General features: G+C 69.0%; 15 protein-coding genes, 1 tRNA gene and 2 pseudogenes. 11 read left to right on the top strand and 7 right to left on the bottom strand.

What is annotated here, in order from left to right; all coding sequences use genetic code 11:
• The first annotated feature begins 402 nt into the window (after positions 1-402).
• Positions 403-2,649 (top strand): transglycosylase domain-containing protein, encoded by a 2,247-nt coding sequence (locus tag ACTYVM_RS16210; RefSeq protein WP_445526547.1) that lies wholly within the window; start codon positions 403-405, stop codon positions 2,647-2,649.
• Positions 2,650-2,801: 152 nt separating this feature from the next.
• Here the strand turns inward: ACTYVM_RS16210 and ACTYVM_RS16205 are convergent, their stop codons facing one another.
• Positions 2,802-3,266 carry a GatB/YqeY domain-containing protein gene (locus ACTYVM_RS16205; protein WP_445526546.1) on the bottom strand — a complete coding sequence of 155 codons (465 nt, stop codon included), beginning with the start codon at positions 3,264-3,266 and terminating at the stop codon, positions 2,802-2,804.
• A 151-nt stretch (positions 3,267-3,417) separates the two neighbouring features.
• On the opposite strand from ACTYVM_RS16205, the gene ACTYVM_RS16200 reads away from it, so the two are divergent.
• The 3 genes from ACTYVM_RS16200 to ACTYVM_RS16190 all read left to right on the top strand — a co-directional run bounded on the left by ACTYVM_RS16200 (position 3,418) and on the right by ACTYVM_RS16190 (position 5,493).
• Positions 3,418-4,344 carry a metallophosphoesterase gene (locus ACTYVM_RS16200; protein ID WP_445526545.1) on the top strand — a complete coding sequence of 309 codons (927 nt, stop codon included), beginning with the start codon at positions 3,418-3,420 and terminating at the stop codon, positions 4,342-4,344.
• A 208-nt stretch (positions 4,345-4,552) separates the two neighbouring features.
• A complete protein-coding gene (locus ACTYVM_RS16195) occupies positions 4,553-5,386 on the top strand; it encodes a Pr6Pr family membrane protein (protein WP_445526544.1) in 834 nt (277 codons plus the stop codon).
• Positions 5,387-5,419: 33 nt separating this feature from the next.
• Positions 5,420-5,493: transfer RNA gene (locus tag ACTYVM_RS16190), tRNA-Pro, on the top strand.
• A 113-nt stretch (positions 5,494-5,606) separates the two neighbouring features.
• On the opposite strand, the pseudogene ACTYVM_RS16185 reads toward ACTYVM_RS16190, so the two are convergent.
• Positions 5,607-6,103: pseudogene (locus tag ACTYVM_RS16185) on the bottom strand (tyrosine-type recombinase/integrase); the annotation flags it as partial.
• Between the two features lie 246 nt (positions 6,104-6,349).
• Here ACTYVM_RS16185 and ACTYVM_RS16180 point away from each other — a divergent pair.
• The 7 genes and pseudogenes from ACTYVM_RS16180 to ACTYVM_RS16150 all read left to right on the top strand — a co-directional run bounded on the left by ACTYVM_RS16180 (position 6,350) and on the right by ACTYVM_RS16150 (position 11,776).
• Positions 6,350-7,417, top strand: a complete 1,068-nt coding sequence (locus tag ACTYVM_RS16180) for a hypothetical protein (RefSeq protein WP_445526543.1) — start codon at positions 6,350-6,352, stop codon at positions 7,415-7,417.
• Positions 7,418-7,656: 239 nt separating this feature from the next.
• A complete protein-coding gene (locus tag ACTYVM_RS16175) occupies positions 7,657-8,856 on the top strand; it encodes a hypothetical protein (RefSeq protein ID WP_445526542.1) in 1,200 nt (399 codons plus the stop codon).
• A gap of 110 nt (positions 8,857-8,966) precedes the next feature.
• Positions 8,967-9,233 (top strand): annotated as a pseudogene (locus ACTYVM_RS16170) (Scr1 family TA system antitoxin-like transcriptional regulator); the annotation flags it as partial.
• Positions 9,234-9,267: 34 nt separating this feature from the next.
• The gene (locus ACTYVM_RS16165) at positions 9,268-9,486 is read left to right on the top strand and encodes a DUF397 domain-containing protein (RefSeq protein WP_445526541.1); all 219 of its coding nucleotides are present in this window, start codon (positions 9,268-9,270) and stop codon (positions 9,484-9,486) included.
• Positions 9,487-9,758: 272 nt separating this feature from the next.
• Entirely contained in the window at positions 9,759-10,649 is an 891-nt protein-coding gene (locus ACTYVM_RS16160; RefSeq protein WP_445526540.1) for a hypothetical protein, read from the top strand.
• Between the two features lie 94 nt (positions 10,650-10,743).
• Positions 10,744-11,400 (top strand): DUF433 domain-containing protein, encoded by a 657-nt coding sequence (locus ACTYVM_RS16155; RefSeq protein ID WP_445526612.1) that lies wholly within the window; start codon positions 10,744-10,746, stop codon positions 11,398-11,400.
• Positions 11,390-11,776, top strand: a complete 387-nt coding sequence (locus tag ACTYVM_RS16150) for a PIN-like domain-containing protein (protein WP_445526539.1) — start codon at positions 11,390-11,392, stop codon at positions 11,774-11,776. The genes ACTYVM_RS16155 and ACTYVM_RS16150 overlap by 11 nt, the downstream gene beginning before the upstream one ends.
• Positions 11,777-11,890: 114 nt before the next feature.
• On the opposite strand, the gene ACTYVM_RS16145 is transcribed toward ACTYVM_RS16150, so the two are convergent.
• The 5 genes from ACTYVM_RS16145 to ACTYVM_RS16125 all read right to left on the bottom strand — a co-directional run bounded on the left by ACTYVM_RS16145 (position 11,891) and on the right by ACTYVM_RS16125 (position 18,091).
• A complete protein-coding gene (locus tag ACTYVM_RS16145; RefSeq protein WP_445526538.1) occupies positions 11,891-12,430 on the bottom strand; it encodes a Pycsar system effector family protein in 540 nt (179 codons plus the stop codon).
• Between the two features lie 86 nt (positions 12,431-12,516).
• The gene (locus ACTYVM_RS16140) at positions 12,517-13,992 is read right to left on the bottom strand and encodes a DUF4407 domain-containing protein (RefSeq protein ID WP_445526537.1); all 1,476 of its coding nucleotides are present in this window, start codon (positions 13,990-13,992) and stop codon (positions 12,517-12,519) included.
• Positions 13,985-15,058: an SPFH domain-containing protein gene (locus ACTYVM_RS16135; RefSeq protein ID WP_445526536.1), complete on the bottom strand. Its 1,074-nt coding sequence runs from the start codon at positions 15,056-15,058 to the stop codon at positions 13,985-13,987. Before ACTYVM_RS16135 ends, ACTYVM_RS16140 begins: the two co-directional genes overlap by 8 nt.
• A complete protein-coding gene (locus ACTYVM_RS16130) occupies positions 15,055-17,331 on the bottom strand; it encodes a hypothetical protein (RefSeq protein WP_445526535.1) in 2,277 nt (758 codons plus the stop codon). The genes ACTYVM_RS16135 and ACTYVM_RS16130 overlap by 4 nt, the downstream gene beginning before the upstream one ends.
• Positions 17,324-18,091 carry a hypothetical protein gene (locus ACTYVM_RS16125; RefSeq protein ID WP_445526534.1) on the bottom strand — a complete coding sequence of 256 codons (768 nt, stop codon included), beginning with the start codon at positions 18,089-18,091 and terminating at the stop codon, positions 17,324-17,326. Before ACTYVM_RS16125 ends, ACTYVM_RS16130 begins: the two co-directional genes overlap by 8 nt.
• Positions 18,092-18,196: the final 105 nt, after the last annotated feature.

Raw genomic sequence — 18,196 nt, 5'->3', positions numbered from 1 at the left:
GGCAGTTACCGTGTGCCACAACGGACACCGAGTGACATACAGGGGGAATTCAGGCACGCATCCCACACGCCCCGACCGCGCGCCCCTCACCATCCGGACCACCCGGGCAGAAAAGCCGAACGGAGCCGGAACGTTCTGGAGCCGCCGGACGTACGGATACGTGTCCGCACCGCTGTGACAGTCGAGAGCAGCTTAGGCCAAGGCCTATACGCGTGTCCGGCGAATGAGAACGTAGACACCTCACGTCGCTCGCCGCGGGCACCGGCCGGCCCGCCGCCTCACCAACGGTTCGCGGCACCGGCGCACCCACCGGGCCGCCCGGGATGTCACGATCCTGTATTCGAACATTCCGAGAAGGCCCACTCCGTCGGAACGTTCATCACTACGGATTAGGCTGCCCCCATGCCAAAGAAGCGCTCGGGCGGTGGTCTGTCGCCAACGCAGCAGGCCGCCAAGTTCCTCGGTGTCAGTGTGCTCGCGGGAGCTGTGATGGCAGGCATCGCACTGCCCGCGGCCGGCGCACTGGGCCTGGCCGCCAAGGGATCGGCCACGGGGTTCGACGACATCCCGGCCAACCTCAAGCGTCCGCCGCTCAGCCAGCGGACCACGATCCTGGACAACAAGGGCGAGCCCATCGCCCAGGTCTACTCCCGCGACCGCACGGTGGTCCCGCTGAAGGACATCTCGCCGTACATGCAGAAGGCGCTCGTCGCGATCGAGGACTCGCGCTTCTACGAGCACGGCGCGATCGACCTGAAGGGCGTGCTGCGCGCGCTCAACAAGAACGCGCAGAGCGGCGGGGTCTCCGAGGGCGCCTCCACGCTCACCCAGCAGTACGTCAAGAACGTGTTCATCGAGGAGGCCGGCGACGACCCGACGAAGGTCGCGCAGGCCACCCAGCAGACCATCGGGCGCAAGATCAAGGAACTGAAGTTCGCGATCCAGCTCGAGCAGGACCTGGGCAAGAACAAGATCCTCGAGAACTACCTGAACATCACGTTCTTCGGCCAGCAGGCCTACGGCGTCGAGGCCGCGTCCGATCGCTACTTCTCCAAGCACGCCAAGGACCTGACCCTGCCCGAGGCGGCGCTCCTCGCCGGCATCGTCCAGTCCCCGAGCCGCTACGACCCGGTCAACGACGAGGCCGAGGCCATCAAGCGGCGCAACACCGTCCTGCAACGCATGGCCAGTGTCGGCGACATCTCGCAGGAGGAGGCCGACAAGGCCAAGAAGCAGCCGCTGGGCCTGAAGGTCACCCAGCCGCGCAACGGCTGCATCACGGCGGTCAGGGGCGCGGGCTTCTTCTGCGACTACGTCCGCGAAGTGTTCCTGAACGAGCCGGTGTTCGGTAAGACCCGGACGGACCGGGCGAAGATCTGGAACCGCGGCGGTCTGACGATCCGCACGACGCTCGACCCCCAGGCGCAGGACTCCTTGGAGAAGTCCGTCCACGACCACGTCAACGCGAGCGACGCCGTGGCCACCGCCGCGACCATCGTCGAGCCCGGCACCGGCAAGATCCTCGCCATGGGCCAGTCCCGTCCGTACGGCTTCGGCAAGAACGAGACCCAGATCAACCTCTCGGTGGACAAGGCCATGGGCGGTGGCGCGGGCTACCAGCCCGGTTCGACGTTCAAGCCGATCGTGGCCGCGGCCGCCGTCGAGGGCGGCAAGCCCGCGACCCAGGAGTACTCGTCGCCCTACAAGATGGCGTACCCGAGCCCGGTCGCCGCCTGCGACGGCAAGAACTGGGTGAACACGAAGGGCTACGACCTCACCAACGAGAACGAGTCGGAGGCCGGCCCGTACGGCATGAAGGAGGCGACCGCCAAGTCGGTCAACACCTACTACGTGCAGCTGATCAGCGACATCGGCATCTGCCCGGTGACGACCATGGCCGGCAAGATGGGCGTGCGGCGCGCGGACGGCGGGCCGATCGAGCAGAACCCGTCGATCGCGCTCGGCACCCAGGAGGTGTCGCCGCTGACCATGGCGAGCGCGTACGCCACGTTCGCCTCCCGCGGCACGTACTGCACCCCGATCGCCATCGAGTCGATCACTCGGACCACCGGCAACCAGAAGAAGTCCCTGACTGTCCCGAAGTCGACCTGCTCGCGCGCGATGTCGGAGACCACCGCCGACACGATCAACACGCTGCTGAAGGGCGTGGTCGAGGACGGTACGGGCACGCAGGCCGGCCTCGGTGACCGTGCGAGCGCGGGCAAGACCGGTACGACGGACTTCCGCTTCGCGGCCTGGTTCGTCGGCTACACGCCGAACATGGCCGGCGCGGTCTGGGTCGGCGACCCGGCGCACAAGCGGAAGATGGTCGACATCACCATCGGCGGCGTCCCCTATGCGAAGGTCTTCGGTGGCCAGGTCCCCGGCCCGATCTGGCGCGACATGATGTCGGGTGCGCTGGCCGGCAAGGACGCCCCGACCTTCAACCTCGTGGACATCCCGGACCCCAAGAAGGACCAGGACAAGCACAAGGGCAGGGACCACGGAAACGGGCACGGGAACGGCGGTGACAACGGCGGCAACAACGGCCAGGGTCCCCACCCGAACCCGACCTTCTCCCTCCCGGACGGCCTCTTCCAGGGCCAGAACGGCGGACCGCGCGGCAACGGCAACGGGGGACGCGGCTGACGGGCAGACGGCGGGGCGCGGTTCCGCGCCCCGCCCACAGGGAAGGGGCGCCGGCCATCGCCGGCGCCCCTTCGTCGTACGCATACGTGTATCCGGTCCGTCCCGAGAACCTGCCAGGTCCGTACCCGGGTCCCTCCCGAGGACCCGCCGGGTCAGCCGGCCAGGAGCTTCTTGACCGCGGCGGCGACACGGCCGCCCTCGGCCTGGCCCGCGACCTTGGGGTTCACGATCTTCATGACCGCGCCCATGGCCCGCGGCCCCTCCGCACCGGCGGCCTTCGCCTCCTCCACGGCCTGGGCGACGATCCGGTCCAGCTCCTCGTCGGACAGCTGCTTGGGCAGGTACGCGGCGAGCACCTCGCCCTCCGCCTTCTCCCGCTCGGCCGACTCGGCACGACCACCCTGCGCGAAGGCCTCGGCCGCCTCCCGGCGCTTCTTGGCCTCCTTGGTGATCACCTTGAGGACCTCGTCGTCGGAGAGCTCACGCTTCTCCTTGCCCGCGACCTCCTCCTTGGTGATCGCGGCGAGCGTCAGCCGGAGCGTCGAGGAGCGGAGCTCGTCACGCTTCTTGATCGCGGCGTTGAGGTCATCGTGCAGCTTCGACTTGAGCGTGGTCATGAGTCTGATTGTCGCAGGTACGGCAAGGCACCCGCGCGCCGATTTACGGAGCCCGGGGGAACGTGGATCTCCGGACGGGGCCCGCCCGTTGGCGCCGTACCCGACCACCGGCGATTTCCGCCGCACGGCACCGGCCTGAGACGATGGACACATGCGCGCGCGATACGGAGTTCCCCTGGGCATCACGGCGGTCGCGGCCGCCGGTCTTCTCTACTCGGCGGGGTTCGAAGCCCGCTCCTTCCGCCTGAGGCGGGTGACGGTCCCGGTCCTGCCCTCCGGAATGCGCCCCCTGCGTGTCCTCCAGGTCTCCGACATCCACATGGTCGGCGGCCAGCGCAAGAAGCAGCGCTGGCTGCGTTCGCTGGCCGGGCTGCGCCCCGACTTCGTGATCAACACCGGCGACAACCTGTCCGACCCGGAAGGCGTGCCGGAGGTCCTCGACGCCCTCGGCCCGCTGATGGAGTTCCCCGGCGCCTACGTCTTCGGGTCCAACGACTACTACGGCCCCAAGCTGCGCAACCCCGCCCGCTACCTGCTGGAGAAGGCCCACGGCCGGCACGGTCTGAACGGCAACGCGCCCGCCGTGGGGGCGATCCACAACCCGTGGGAGGACCTGCGCGACGGCTTCGACGCGGCCGGCTGGGTCAACCTGACGAACACCCGCGGCACGCTCAAGCTCGAAGGCCTCTCGGTGGAGCTGACGGGCCTGGACGACCCGCACATCAAGCGGGACCGTTACGCGCGGGTGGCGGGCGGCCCGTCCACCTCGGCGGACTTCTCCATGGGCGTGGTGCACGCCCCGTACCTGCGCGTCCTGGACGCCTTCACGGCCGACGACTACCCCCTGGTCCTGGCCGGCCACACCCACGGCGGCCAGCTCTGCGTCCCCTTCTACGGCGCCCTGGTCACCAACTGCGACCTGGACACCGACCGCGTGAAGGGCCTCTCCACCCACACCGCCGAGGGCCGCACGTCCTACCTGCACGTCTCGGCCGGCTGCGGCACCAACCGCTACACCCCGGTCCGCTTCGCCTGCCCGCCGGAGGCGACCCTGCTGACGCTGGTGGAGCGGGACTGACGCGGTAGCGGGCGGGACGGGGGGCGGTCTCCAACGGGGGCACGGGCCGGTACGGCCCGGAACCGTGTCCTCGGAACCGTGTCCTCGGAACCGGGCCCGGTTCCGTGCCCTCGACACCGGGAACGGCCCCCTCCCCCGGTATGGGAATCCATAACCCGAACGGGTTACCCGAATCGCCCCCTATGTCCGCCCTCCCTACCGTGAGGGAATGGCCGCCGAGACCCCCGAACTGCCCGAGGTGCCGGAGATACCTCCGACGCCTTCCCTGCCTCGGGACATACCGGAGCTCCCCGTGATCCCGGGCATCGTCAAGCTGATGCCCCCCTCCTTCGTCCCCCCGACCGCCGTCATGGCGCCCACCCGCCACCTCGGGGCCGCGATCTACCGCCTCCTCACCGCCGCGGCGATCACAGCCGCCGTGGCGGTGGAACTGCACCTCGGCTCCCCACCCCGCGTCCTGAGCGCGTTCGCGATCCAGAGCAGCATCCTCCTGGCCCTGGTCCTCTTCCTCTCGGCCCGCCGGGCCTGGACGGCCCGCCAGCCCCTACCGGCCTGGCTGACCGGAGCGGCGGTGCTCTACACGGTGATCACGGCTCTCGTGCACCACGTGCTGCTGACCCGCACGTCGCCGGCGTTCTCGATCACGGGCGAGCCCGGCACCCACCCGCTCTGGCAGAGGACGGCCACCCTGATCCTGCTGACGGCGGCCCCGATCGCCGCCCTCCTGGACTGGCTCCTGCTCACCGCACCCGACCGCCTCCACCTGCACCAGGCCGCGCCGTGGCTGCTCTACCCCCTGGCCTACCTGGCCTTCTCCCTCATCCGCGGGGAACTGCTCCCCGCCGACGCCCCCGACCGCTATCTCCACCCCTTCCTGGACGTCTCCGAGCACGGCTACAAGCACGTCCTCGCCAACGCGCTCCTCCTGGGCCTCTCCATCTACGCCCTGGCGCTCCTCCTGGTGGCCGCCGACCACACCCGCCCGAACCCGATCCGCCGCCGAGCCAGAATCGGATTTCGTCTCCGGCCACCAGTGGGCTAAAGTAAACGTCGTCGCCGCGACAAGCAGCGACATCGGGGTGTGGCGCAGCTTGGCAGCGCGCTTCGTTCGGGACGAAGAGGTCGTGGGTTCAAATCCCGCCACCCCGACAGTTGAAACAGCAGGTGAGGCGCCTACCGGATTCGGTAGGCGCCTCACCTGTTTCTGCGTGCGTGTCTATCTGCGTGACTATGCCTCCTGCTGAGTGATGCCGCTCGGAGGCCCGCTTGAAGATGCCGTCCATGACCACGGCGCCGGTCTGGATCACGGGCCGGATCTGCTTCCGGTAGACCTCTTCGATCACGGCGGTCTCGGAGTGGCCGACGAGTCGGGAGATCTCTTCCAGGGGCACGCCACTGTCGGAGAGCAGGAGACGAAGCTGTGCCGGAGCTCCCGGGGTGTCCACTCGTCGGCGTTGATCCCTTCCGCATCCTTGAGAGCCATCCGGAAGGCGCGTCGGATGTCGGTCGCGTCCAGCGGTTTGCCGACGGCCGAGGAGAAGACGAGCCCGTTCTCCTCCCAGTCGTCACCGGCGGCGAGGCGTTCCCATCCCTGGTCCTCGAACTGGGCCCAAAGGACTTCCACACAACGCGCCGGCAGGGCGAACGTGCGCCGGGGCTTCCGCGTCATGGTGTCCCCGCCACGTCGGACCGACCGCCACACGGCGATGTGCGGAGGCCGCGGCGGACTGGCATCCGGCCTACCGCTGAGGAAGCCGTGTGCTGCCAGGCCGCCGGCAATCCTGGGCCGTCCCTGGGCCGCGCGAGGTTGCCCGCTCAGGCGGGGCCACAGTTGTACGCCCCGGACTCCGCGTGACTGTGAGCAACCGTCACCTGAGTCGGCGCGGCCCAAGGGCAGGCTCTGGCCCTGTCCGCTGCAGATATCCCCTCACTCAAGGTTGGGTACATGCCAAGATAACAATGCCCCTTTCCGGCCCGGCCTCCCAGCGATCAAACGGAGTTATGCGTGCCCGATATCCCGGACAGAGACACCGCAGCGTCGCACGGCTTATCGTCGCCCGACGCCACCGCAGTCGCAGGTGAGGCGCGAGATACCGAAGCCTCGGGAAGTGGCATCGCCGCAGCAGGAACCGCAGACGCCATGGCCGCTGCTGAAAACATGGCCATCCCCGAAAGACCCTCGTCCTCCGATGAGGCTGTCGCCCCGGCCCAGCCTGCCGCCGAATCGACTACCGCTCCCCAGGATCCGACCGACGGCGAACCCCCCACCGACAGCGACGACATCACCCCGACAAACGCACCGGCCGATCAAGATCCGACCGTCTCCCGCAGCGGGATGAAGACCATGGCCGCCGCAGCACTCGGCATCATCCTGAGCACGTTACTGGCAGCTGTCGTCACCGCCTACTTCGACGTATGGACCAGTAGCCGTTCTCCGGTGCCTGCCAGCAGCGGAATTCACGCGGAGGCGGAGGTGTGGTGGGACCTGACACGGGACGTCAAAGGGGTACGGATGGCCAGCCCAGTGGATATCGAAGATCTGCAGCAGGAGTATCCGGACGCCGATGCGGCCCTTGACGGACTGGTCGAGAACGGCGGAAGCTACGCCGGCATGATGCGGATCAGGCTGACCCTGATGAACTTCACGAAGGTCCCTGTCTCGATCACCGGGGTCCGAGCCCGCACCATCGACGAGAAGCCGGCATCCGAGGGGGCGTTGCTCTCCTGCGGTGGCCCTCAGGGTGGGATCGACATCACGCGCGTGCGCATCGACCTCGCCAGCCCGAACAAGGTCGCGCAGGAGTACGACGGGGACGACATCGTTGGCCAGTACCCGACCCAGGTGTTGCAGCTGGCGAAACAGGACGAGCCCGCGATCTTCGACGTCCGGGTCGAGGACGGCGAGGCCACCTATTCCTATGTGATCGACATCGAATACACACAAGGCACGCAGGAGGGCCGGATCGTCGTGGACGATTCCGGAAAGCCCTTCGTGCTGGCGCCGGCCGAAAAGGACACCCAGGTTGCGTACCGGTGCGACAGCGCAATGACTGGGTGGGCGAAGATCCGATGACCAGCCGCCGAGCCTTCTTTCTGGCCTTTCTCCTCACCACCGTCGTGGCGGTGGGATTGGTGACCGTCCTGTCGGCGCAGCTTCCTCGAGATGCGGCCTCCCACATTCCCTCATCAGGCCCCATTCCCTCGGCCGAGCCGAGCGCGGTCGCCAGCGGCCAGAGCAAGGGGACGGGCAGGCCGGTAATGGGTATCGCATGGTCCAGCACCTGGTCCGCCACCGTGCCGACGAGTCAAAGCGTGCCCGAGCAAGCACTCGGCACCGGGCGCTGCAACGCGCTCTACGACTGGGCTACCGCCCGGTCCGCCGTTCCCCGCGGTACGGCCGCCGCTGCATTCACCCTGACCGCACCCGAAGGCAGTCAGGTGTTGGTGCGCTCACTGCGCATCGTCAAGGGACGGACGATCCCCGTGCCGGAAGGAAGAGACGTGGAATGTGTGGGAGCGGTCGATCGGACCGTCTCGCAGGGAATGGGCAGGTGGGGACAGCTGAGCCTCGACAATCCGCAGGCCCTGAAGCTGAACCGCTATGTGCGGCCCGGCGGCGTCATTGGAGGAGTCGTCGAGACCAGGACTGTCGACTGCTCCTGCGAGTGGTGGATCGAACTGGAGGTGATGGAGGGCGACTCGCAACGGACCGTACGGATCGGCAACGCCGGACAGCCCTTCACCATCGCTGCTCCGGTTCCCAGAATCGGCACCCACGCCGAGGACGAGTTGCAGAAGTGGGCCACGCCAAACATCGCCCTCGCCCGCCGGGGAGACACACCGACCCGTGCATCGAAGGGTCTCTCGGTGAGTGCCACGCGGCTGCTAGCAGACGACACCCAGGAAATGTGGATGGTGACGGATCAAGAGGTACCGACCGTTAGGCGGTTCACCGCCAACCTGGATGTCCCCGGCCGCGTCTGCGAGCGCGTGGAGCGAGCCCTCATAGCCGCCGATGGCCGTCCGGCGGGCTACGACACCTACGTCATCCAGCTCGCCGACGGGTCCCCCCTCGTCAATACTGAAGAGCTCACAGACGTCTCCCTCCGCGTCGAAAGGGTGGAACGGATGGGGCCCGAACCAACAGGTTACGGCTGCTACCCCGACGACTGGGCCCTGCAGATGAACAGGGAATACGAGCGAACCTCAGTCCAGTTCCTCCGCGACGACTCTGGTCTGCCCGTCTTCGCCACAGAGCCCGTGAATCTCTACCGTGAAACTCCCAACGCCGTTGCCACAGACGCCTTCTTCTTCGGCATCAAGGCGGTGGGCCCCAGGAACGTCGAATACCACTTCACCATCGAAGTGACCGTCAGAAACACCTCGGGAAGACTTACCCACTACACACTGGACGACGCTGGCCGCCCGTTCGTTCTGGCTGCGCGCCCGGACGGTATGTCTGCATCACAGGAAAAGCACACCTACCACGAAATCGGCCACCGGATCGGTTGATCACCAGCAGCACGCACCTCCGCATTCATCAGCTCGCAGGGGATGCGGTTCGCTGACGACGTCACCCACACGGAGTCCATCGAAACTGCGACACCACAGGTGTCCCGGGGGTGGTCGTTGACCACGAGCAGTTGGAGCAGTTGATCAATGCGGCAGCGGACTGTCACACCACCGTGCAAGTGCTGCCATTCGACCAGGGCGGACACGAAGCGATGGGCGGGTCACTGACACTTTTGGCGCTTCCGGACGGTTCAGAGGCCGCCTACACAGAGGGCTCGGACTATGGCCGCCTTATTGAGGAACCGCCCAACGTCAGTCGCTACACGGTGATTTACGATCGGCTACGGGCAGCTGCCCTGCCCCCTCTCATGTCGCTCGACATGATCCGATGCGTGATGGAGGGCAACCACCGTGGAGCGAAAGTCCCTTCCCGATCCGAACGACGCCGCTTGGCGCAAGAGCAGCTACAGCAATCAGGCCGGGGGCGACTGCGTGGAGGTCGCGGACGCGGTCACGGACGTCGTGCCCGTCCGTGACAGCAAGGTCCCGCATGGTCCCTCTCTGGCCTTCGAGGCCGGATCCTGGGCGGCGTTCATAGGCGACTTGAAGGTCGGCCGTCACCGCGTCTGAGCCGGCCGGGCCCTGGTCAGGGGCCGCCCTCCGGGTCCGCCGGGTCCTTGTCCGCGAGGGTCCGGTGGGCCACTGACCTCCTAAAGAACCAGGGAAAGAACTACCCGCCCACCCACCCTCCCGGCCCATGTCACCCGTCCGGGTGACCAGCTTGCGAGGGTGGGATACGGACGGTTACGTTCGCCGCAACAACCGCACACAGACGACGGCCCCCGGCCGGGACGGCAATCCCGATCGAGGGCCTGACCGATCAGGAAGTGAACCCCTTCCCGATGGCTGACTCGCAGTCTAACGCGCGCCTGCGCGCCGACGCCGGTACTCCGACCTCCGGTGTGATCCACGTCCGCACCCGGCTCACGGCCGACTTCACCGTGATCTCCAACGCCCTCGCGCAACGCCCCGGCAGCGCGGTCACGATCGGCGTCGCGGCGTACATCGCCTCACTGCCCGACGGTTCTGCCGTCACCATCAACGCCCTGTGCGCGCACTTCGCCGAGGGCGAGATCCTGATCTCACGAGCGCTGCGGGAGCTGGAGGCCGCCGGATACCTGGAGCGGCGCCGCGAGCGCACACCCACGGGGCAGGTCCGCACCCGGACGTACTTCTCCGACGTACCCGGCGGCAGTCCGGCCCCGGACAGCCCGCCCGAGCCGCCAAAGCCGCCTCGGCCCAGGAAACGGCTCGCCGTCCCGGAGAGCCCGGCGCCCGCACTCGCCGACGCCGGCTCGAAGACCGTCGTCGCCACCCCAGACCCTGGGGCCGTACTCACAGACGCCGACCCCGCAGCCATCGCCCTACTGACCGCTCTGCGCCGGGTCGACCCCAGGCTCGTCCTGTCCACGCAGGAGGCCTCCCGGCTGGCGCCGGCCGTCGCCGAGTGGCTGGCGGCCGGGGTCGGGCCGCGCGAGATCACCGAACTGCTGACCGTACGGCTCCCCGACCGCTTCCGGGCCCGCCCGGCGAGCGTCCTCGCCTTCCGTCTCCGGGAAACGCCCCTGCCCGCACCGTCCCCGGCACCGATCCAGCCGTCCGCCGAGCGCCCGGTCGTGCCGCCGTTCCAGACCTGCGACGGCTGCGAGCGCGCCTTCCGCGCACCGGCGCCCGGACACTGCCGTGACTGTCGGGACCATCTCGGCCGGGAACGCTGGCGTGCGGCTGCTTGAGCCGATGAATGAGTGTGCCGTCGGCGCTCAGGTGGGAGGCTTGATGTGCGACGATTCGAAACCCGGTATGGGGCACTACAGGAGGAGGTGGGTCGTGATCGACAGGTTCAGGGACGGACTCCTGACTCCCACGGAAACAGCCTCCTACCTGGAAATTCCGCAGTCGACACTCGTCTCGTGGCTGAGGGGCCAGGCCGCCGGGGCGCCTCTGGTCCACCAGGTGGAGCCGACCGGCAAGGGTCAGCCCTCCGTGCCGTTCATCGCGGTGGCCGAGGCACACGTTCTCCGTTCGCTGCGCTCCCTGGGGCTCCGTATGAGCGAGATCCGGGAGGCGGCAGCCGCAGTGCGAGAAGCCTTCGACACGCCCTACGGCCTGGTGTCCAAGCGGATCGCCACGGACGGCGTGGACATCTTCATCGAGCATGGTCTCGGCGACCTTCGCAGGGCCCGGGACGGTCAGGCCCCCATCCACGAGGTGGTATCCGACTACCTCCGCTACCTGAACTGGAAGCCTGACGACGATTTTCCCTCCAGCCTGCGGCTCAGGCAGTACCCGGAGTCCGTACCCGTCGTGATCGACCCAAGGTTCGGGCAAGGCAGGCCCGTCGTGGCCGCCAACCGTGTCGCGGTCAAGGCAATCACCGACCTCTGGGAGGCCGGGGAGAGCGTCGAGGACATCGCGTACGACTTCGATATGACGCCCGAGCAGGTCGACGCTCTCTGCCGGGCAGTGGTGCGCCTTGCCGCCTGAGTTCTTCCTCGACCGCAACCTCGGACGGCGCGTCGCGGAAGGGCTGAGGGCATACGGCTGGACCGTTCACCGCATCGGGGACGTGTTCCCCGACGACGGACAGGACGTCGCCGACGAGGAGTGGATCGCTCACGGGCTCGCCCAGTCATGGGTGCCACTGTCGAAGGACGGCCGGATCAAGAGCCGCGACCTGGAGATCCGCCCCGTACTTGAGCGGAAGGCGGTGCTCTTCTACCTGGACAACCAGCAGCTGCGCAGTGCCGAGATGGTCGAACGGCTCTACGCCCACCGCGAGGCGATTCACCGCGCGGTGGACCGAGGCGGTCCAGCCGCCTATGCGGTAAGACGAGACCGTGTCGAGCGCACCTGGCCATGACGGTGAAACCCGGTCCCGGTCCGTGACGTCTCCTGTCTACTTCGCGGCGGCCGCCGCGCCATCTGTGCTTCCGTCCTGGAGGAGCGTCCGATGTCTCTCTCAGCCGGTACGCCGCTAAGCCGACGCTCCCGTGACTATGCCCAGCAGCGTGAGCGCGAAGAAGGCTGTGCTCCAGGCCAGGGCGTGGCGTATGCAGCGGTACTTGGTCCAGGCAATCTGGGACAGGGCGGCCAGTTGGCTCAGGTCCCGGGACACCGGGTCGGTGCGGCGGACCGTCCGCTCCAGATGCGCGACCGACATCGCGAGCCTGGCGTCGCCGAAGTAGTGGGTGCGGGAGCGACGGGGGTTTCCCAGCCGCGGGGTCACGGCCAGACCCAGCAGGACGAGTGCCGGTACACAGGCGGCGCAGCCCACCCAGAGCAGGAGTTGCGGGACGACGGCGTACTGTCGCAGGGCGAGGGCGCCGCTGCCGATCGCGCCGAGCAGGGCGGTCAGGGCGGCGCCCAGGGACGCCAACATGAGGGCAGCCTTGTTGTCGGCCTTCAAGAGCTCCTCACGGGCCTCGGACAACAGGGCCCTGGCGAGTTCCGCACCGTGGTCTGCTGCGGTGTCGATATCCGGGTTCGTGTCGGCGTGGCCTTCGGGTGTGGTCATGCTTCCCCTCCGCTCCGTCGGTGTCAGGCGGCCGCCCCGGCGTGCGGGGCGGCCGTAGTGCAGTCCTCCTGGTGCAGGTGGGTGCGTCAGACCGTCGACGAGCGGCGGATCTCGTCCTCCAGCGCGTTCACCGCCTGCCGGACCCGGATGTTCATCGCTGCCGTGTGTTCCCGGAACGCCGCGTCCGACTCGGCACGGTGACGCCGGATCTCCTGCTCGATGGCCCCCTGGGCGATTTCGAAGTTCGCCAGGGCCCGGCGCTCGGCGAGCCGGACCTCCTCGTCGTGGACCTTGACCGCGCTGTTGCTCGCGCTGGTGAGCATCCGGTCGTACGCCGACTCGCCGCTCAGGCACTTCACCAGCACGGGGAGTACGTCGAGGAGGACGAACAGCAGGCGGACCAGCCAGATGCCCACGAACAGCACCGGGTTCCCGGTCGCGAGCTGATCGAGCGCCCGCATCCGTTCCAGGACGCCGATCTCCTTCTGCTTGGCGCGCTCCTGGTCCACCCGCTGCTCGATGCCGTCGGCCCGGGCCTTGAGGAAGGTGCCGCGTGACGCGGTCTGCTCCTTCTCGATCTCCGAGATGCGGCTGTTCATACGGGCCAGTCGCTTCTCGTTCTCGTCGGTGCGGTGGGTCGTCCGGTAGTCCTGGGCCTTGTCGCGCAGGCGCAGGCATTCGGACGTCCGCTGGTACAAGCCGGTAGCGGCCATACGGACCAGCCGGCGGCACTCGTCCCGTACCTCGGAGTCGATGGCTTCCAGCCTGGTGGTGTCCTGGTCCACCCGCTTCTGGAGGGCGGCGGCGTCCGAGCGCAGGGCGGTCAGTTCCTCGGCCTGTTCGCCGGGTGTCCGGCCGAAGGAGAGGACGTACGTCCGATCGCAGCCCTGTGGGGTCACGGTCTGCGCCGTGGAAGGTACGGGGTTGCAGCGGACCAGGTTCGTGCGCAACCGGTCAAGCGCGTCCGTACGTTCGTCGGCGACGTGTTCTTCGACGGCCGTCTGGAAGATGCGGAGCACCAGGGGCTCGGCGATCACCGCGCCCAGCAACAGGGCAATCAGCAGACGCATGAGGACAGGGCCGACCCGTCGCCGCGCGTTCGGCTGTGGAGTGACCAGCCAGCGGTCGAGGTTGAGCACGAACAGCATCCAGATGACCGTCGGGACGAGGGCCACGAGGGAGAACCTGCCGAGCGCCTCGGTCGCGAAGTTCCACATGGAGAACGCCGCGATGACGGAGGTACCGAGCACCACCCCACCGAGGGCCGTGTACTTGCTCCGCTCGTACCTGACCCTGGCCAGCAGTTCCTCGTCGACGCCGGTCAGGGCGCGCAGCCGCCGTCCGGCCTCGAAGCCGAAGGGGCGGCGGGTGGCGCGGGCAGCGGTCCCGGCACCAGGGGTACGGGCAGCGGACCCGACACCGGTGGCGCGGGCCGCGGCTCGGTCCTCGGAACGGGGAGCGGTGGCCCGGCCGTTCGCCGTACGCGCGGCAGCCGAGTCGCCGGTACCTCGGCCGTCCGCCGTGCCGGGGGCCGTCACAGGATTCGTCAGGAAGTCAGTCAACGAGATCGTCCTCGTCCTTGACGAAACCACCCTGCGGGTCGTGTGAGCCGTTCCGGCCCGTTTCCGTGCGACCGGGGCGTGCCGTCCCCGACTCGAGCATGCGGGCGGCATCGGAGGCGGTTCCCACACCGGGCGCGCCCCGGCCGCCCGTCTCCCGCAGGACCTGTTCCAGGACCTGGTGATAGTCGACGTACTCGCTGCCACCCATCTGCCGCAGCAGTGTCAGCACCGTGTCGCGGCGCATCTGCGCGTCCGCCGCCTCCCGCGCCTGCGCGTGGGCCCGGTTCGACGTCTCTGCCTCGTGGCGGTGGGCCGACTCCTGCTCGGTGGTCCGGTGGATGCGGGCCGCCGCCGCGGTGATGTCGATCTCCTTCCGGGCGATGCCGAAGGCGTCCACGTGGTCGGAGCCCTGGGAGAGCAGTTCCGCGATCCGGAGGGCGTCCTGGGTCTCGAAGTCGCGCTGACCCCGCTGGAGTTCCCAGGAGCGCCGCTCGTCGCGCATCTTCTGCTCCCAGTCCCGCAGGTCGTCCGACGCGTGCACCTCGGCGCTGACGAACTCCACGCTCATGCCCGCGACCCGCGGCGGCACGATCGTGCTGTAGGCGGTCATACGGTGGCTGACCTCGGTCCGTACCGCGTTGACCTCCTCCACGCGGTACGCGGCGCTCACCCTCGGGAGGTCACCGTCGCCCATCAGGTATGCGCGCAGCGGGACGGTGACGTCAATAATGCCCTGCCGGGCGATGACGACCGGGTCGGTCACCTGGCAGGTGAAGGACGCCCGCACGGTGAAGTTGTCCGCCTCGCTCACCGACGGCAGCGGGCGCTCCACATCGACGAGGCGTGCACGGGTGTCCACCAAGCTGACCGAGGAGGCGTCGAGCACGTCGGGGTGGGTCGGGTCGAACACCATGCCCTCGGGAAAGAGGCAGTAGTTCCCGCCGACCCTGAAGACGTAGACCGCACCGGGCGGCAGCGGCGGCACGTCCCCGCGGTGACGACGCCGAGACCACCAGGTGCTCTGGACCGTGGCCAGGATGCGCTCGTCGATGACCGGGTAGTTCACTTGCTTCGTCCTCCTTGAGCAGAAGTGAGGGGAGGAGTGGGTATGAGGGACTCCGCTGAGCGCCGGGGGCCCGCCGGCGGCCAGTCGCGCAGTGACCCGAGGAGCACCTGCGCCAGTTGGTGAGCGCCAGGGATCGCGTAGTCGGGGTGCTTCAGGGCGATGGACAAGTGGTGGCACAGCAGGGCCCACTGGCGCCCACTCATGGAGGTCCGCATGGCCTCGCCGATTTCGTGTACAGCGCTGGTGACGGACGGGTCGTCCCGCAACTGCACCAGCGTCCCGCACAGTGCGCGGACCGCGCGGCTCCGGTTGTTGCTGTACAGGACGTCCGCCCACAGGGACCCGAGGTGGCGGGCACTGTCCGGGACGCTGCGCAGGAGTGCCGCGGCGACTGGTTCGGGGGTCTCCAGACGGGCCGCTTCCAGGAGTTGAACGGCGGTCCGGAGCGCGATCGACCGTTCCTGGGATCCCGCCGGCGCCTTGGCGATCACGGTGCGTACGTACCGAAGGATGAACAGCGCGCGTTCCGGGTCCTGTTCGGCGGTCTGCAGTAGCAGGACCAGCGAACGGCGGGCCGAGAACGCGATCCGCTCCCCTCTGTGCGTCATGAGCCAGAGCCAGTTGAGCGCCTGCAGGCGGTAGAGGGAACCCAGGCGGCCGGTCAGCGCCATGGCCGCCGTCACGGCGCGGCGCGGCCCGCTGTTGTCCGTCCAGCTCAGGGCGATGTTCAGGGCCTGCGGCGCGAGATGCTCGACGTCGCACATGAACTGCAGGGTCAGCGCGGCTGTCACCCGCTGGCTGGTGAGCCCTTCGGACCACACCTTGAGCATGTTCTCGTCGACCTCGACGAGCGCGTGCCGGGCCAGGAGCGCGACGCCGCGGGCCACCTCCGTACGGGTGTCCAGGTCGCCGAGCAGGGCCAGCTCGCCCAGCCACTGGCGCAGTGGGTACCACAGTCCGTAGCCGTACAGCTCGTGCAGCTCTGCCATGACGAGCTCGCGGACGCGCGGCGAGGTGAAGACCAGGCACCGCTCGCTGCGACCGGCGTCCCGGCTCGGGCCGGGCCGGGACCCGGTGGTCACAAGCCCCACCGCCCGTTCCCGCCATCGCGCCCGGGACTGGTCGGCCACCGCACCGCTCAACGGTGCTCCGGTCGAGCCGTCCGACTCCGCGACCGGCGTCTCGCCGCTCTGCTCCCAGTTGCGCACATGAGCGGCGAGAGCGGCGCACTCCTTCTCGAACGTCCGCTCGGGAATGCCCTCCAGGAAGGCCAGGGCGGCGAGCGGGAGCAGGTCGCCCGCGGCCGGCCGCTTGCGGAACCACTCCTGGACCCGCTCCCGGTGCCGGTCCCGCAGAGTGTCCAGCGCTGCCTCCGCGCCCTGCCGGGACAGGGCCAGGACCGCTTCGACCACGTCCGCCGGCCGTCGCTGTTCGGCTACCCGGGCCAGCAGTTCCCTCTCGATGTCCGGCTCAAGACCCGTGTGCGGCAGCTTCCGCCGGCAGTACCCGAACAGTTCTGCGGGATCAGGGGCCTGCCACGGCACGCAGTGGTCGCGCAGCGCCAGCCGCTGGCGGGCCGTGTCACCCGCCGTGATCACCAGGTACGACCCCTGTCGGCCGAGCTCCTCGCTCAGCCGCCCGATCTCGTACGCCTGTACGGCTTCGGGACGCACCTCGCCGACGTAGTCGAGGATGACGTACCCCTGCCCCGGCTTGAGGTCCCGTGACGCGGCCAGCTCGGCCAGGGCGTTGGCGGGCGACAGGCTGCGCAGTCCGGCCTTGTCACCCAGGATCTTTCTGAGCAGGGCGAGGGAGCCCGCACCCCGGCCGCAGTTGTCCTGACCGGTCAGCACGACGAGGGCGTGCTCGCGCAGTATGCCGAGCGCCTCGTCGAAGCAGGGCCGCGGCGGGACGTAGAACCGCAGGGCGCGGTCCGCCTCCTCGGGCTCGATGGTGCCCGGGGCAAGACCGGGGGACGAGACGGTGCCGAAGCCGAACGCCGCTCCGGTGGCGTCGACGGCGCCGTAGAAGTTGTTGCTGACGAGCTGGTGGACGCGACGCAGATCGGCGTAACCCCGGTCGACCTCCTCTCGTTCGTCCGGCTCTTGCCGCCGCCCAGGAGCCGCGTCCGGTCCGGCATCCGCGCCGAGGGCGTCCTCCCCGGCGTCCGGCGCGACCCCGGCGCCGTCCGGTCCGGCCGGCGCTGCGTCCTCGTCGGGAGCGGGTACGGGCGGTACGGACAGCCCGTCGTCCCGGTCCGGTTCGTCAGCCACCGGTGCTCCCGAAGCCGAAGACGGCGCCCCGGGCGTCCACGGGGCCGGCCACATTGGTGACGCTGATGTTGTCGGCCCGGTACTCGTTGCTGAACCCCGTTCCGCCGGCTCCGCCCGCGGCGGCCGGTCCCGGCCGGACCGCCGCGGGCTCCCCCGATGCCGGGGCCGCGGGCTTCCCCGTCTCCGCGGTCCCGGGCTCGTGCGAGGCGGCGGCCGATGTGCCGGGCGCGGGCACGCGCAGCCAGGCCGTGGCCTCGTATTCCTTCACCTGGACGGTGACGCGGGTGAAGTCCCCCGGAGTCAGGGTCGTGTGACCGCCCGCCACCGTGGACCGGAAGACCTCGTCGGACAGCAGCAGCACCAGGTCGGCCCCGGGGTGTGCGGCCAGGGCGTCGTAGAGCGGACGCGCGTTCAGCAGGCGCGCCGTGGCCACAACGGCCGTGCCGGCGAAGCCGTTGTCGGCCAGCTCCACCAGCCCCTGATGGATGACGGCCCGCAGCCGCATGCGGGCCTCGGGAACTCGCTGGGCGTTGTACTCGCGGAGCTCGGCGACGAGATGGCGGACGTAGTCGTCGACCAGACGCGGTTCCTTGCCGTCGACGGGCCGCACCGCCAGCTGCTCGTCGCCCTTGTGCTGGATCTGCCACTGCGAGCGGTCCAGGCCGGCGCCCCTGGCGGCGCGGTCGAGGAGCCTCGGCAGATCGTGCTGGATTTCGGACTGCCTACGGTCGTTGTTGCTTCCGTAGGCCTGGGCGTCCACGGCTATGCAGGTACAGGGATGAAAGTCAGGCCACGCAGCCACCCGGTCATTTCCTCTCTGGGCAGGCGATGGGCAGACACTGCCCACGAAGTGCTGCCCGAGAGG

The sequence above is a fragment of the Streptomyces cyslabdanicus genome (genome assembly GCF_052663305.1).
The sequence above is the reverse complement of the archived record's forward strand: the minus strand, read 5'-3'. Positions and strand labels throughout refer to the sequence as shown.

Coding starts and splice junctions, on each gene's coding strand:
- ACTYVM_RS16200 (WP_445526545.1), top strand. CDS start 3,418: ATGCGCGCGCGATACGGAGTTCCCCTGGGCATCACGGCGGTCGCGGCC.
- ACTYVM_RS16205 (WP_445526546.1), bottom strand. CDS start 3,266: ATGACCACGCTCAAGTCGAAGCTGCACGATGACCTCAACGCCGCGATC.
- ACTYVM_RS16145 (WP_445526538.1), bottom strand. CDS start 12,430: ATGACCACACCCGAAGGCCACGCCGACACGAACCCGGATATCGACACC.
- ACTYVM_RS16160 (WP_445526540.1), top strand. CDS start 9,759: ATGGCTGACTCGCAGTCTAACGCGCGCCTGCGCGCCGACGCCGGTACT.
- ACTYVM_RS16210 (WP_445526547.1), top strand. CDS start 403: ATGCCAAAGAAGCGCTCGGGCGGTGGTCTGTCGCCAACGCAGCAGGCC.
- ACTYVM_RS16195 (WP_445526544.1), top strand. CDS start 4,553: ATGGCCGCCGAGACCCCCGAACTGCCCGAGGTGCCGGAGATACCTCCG.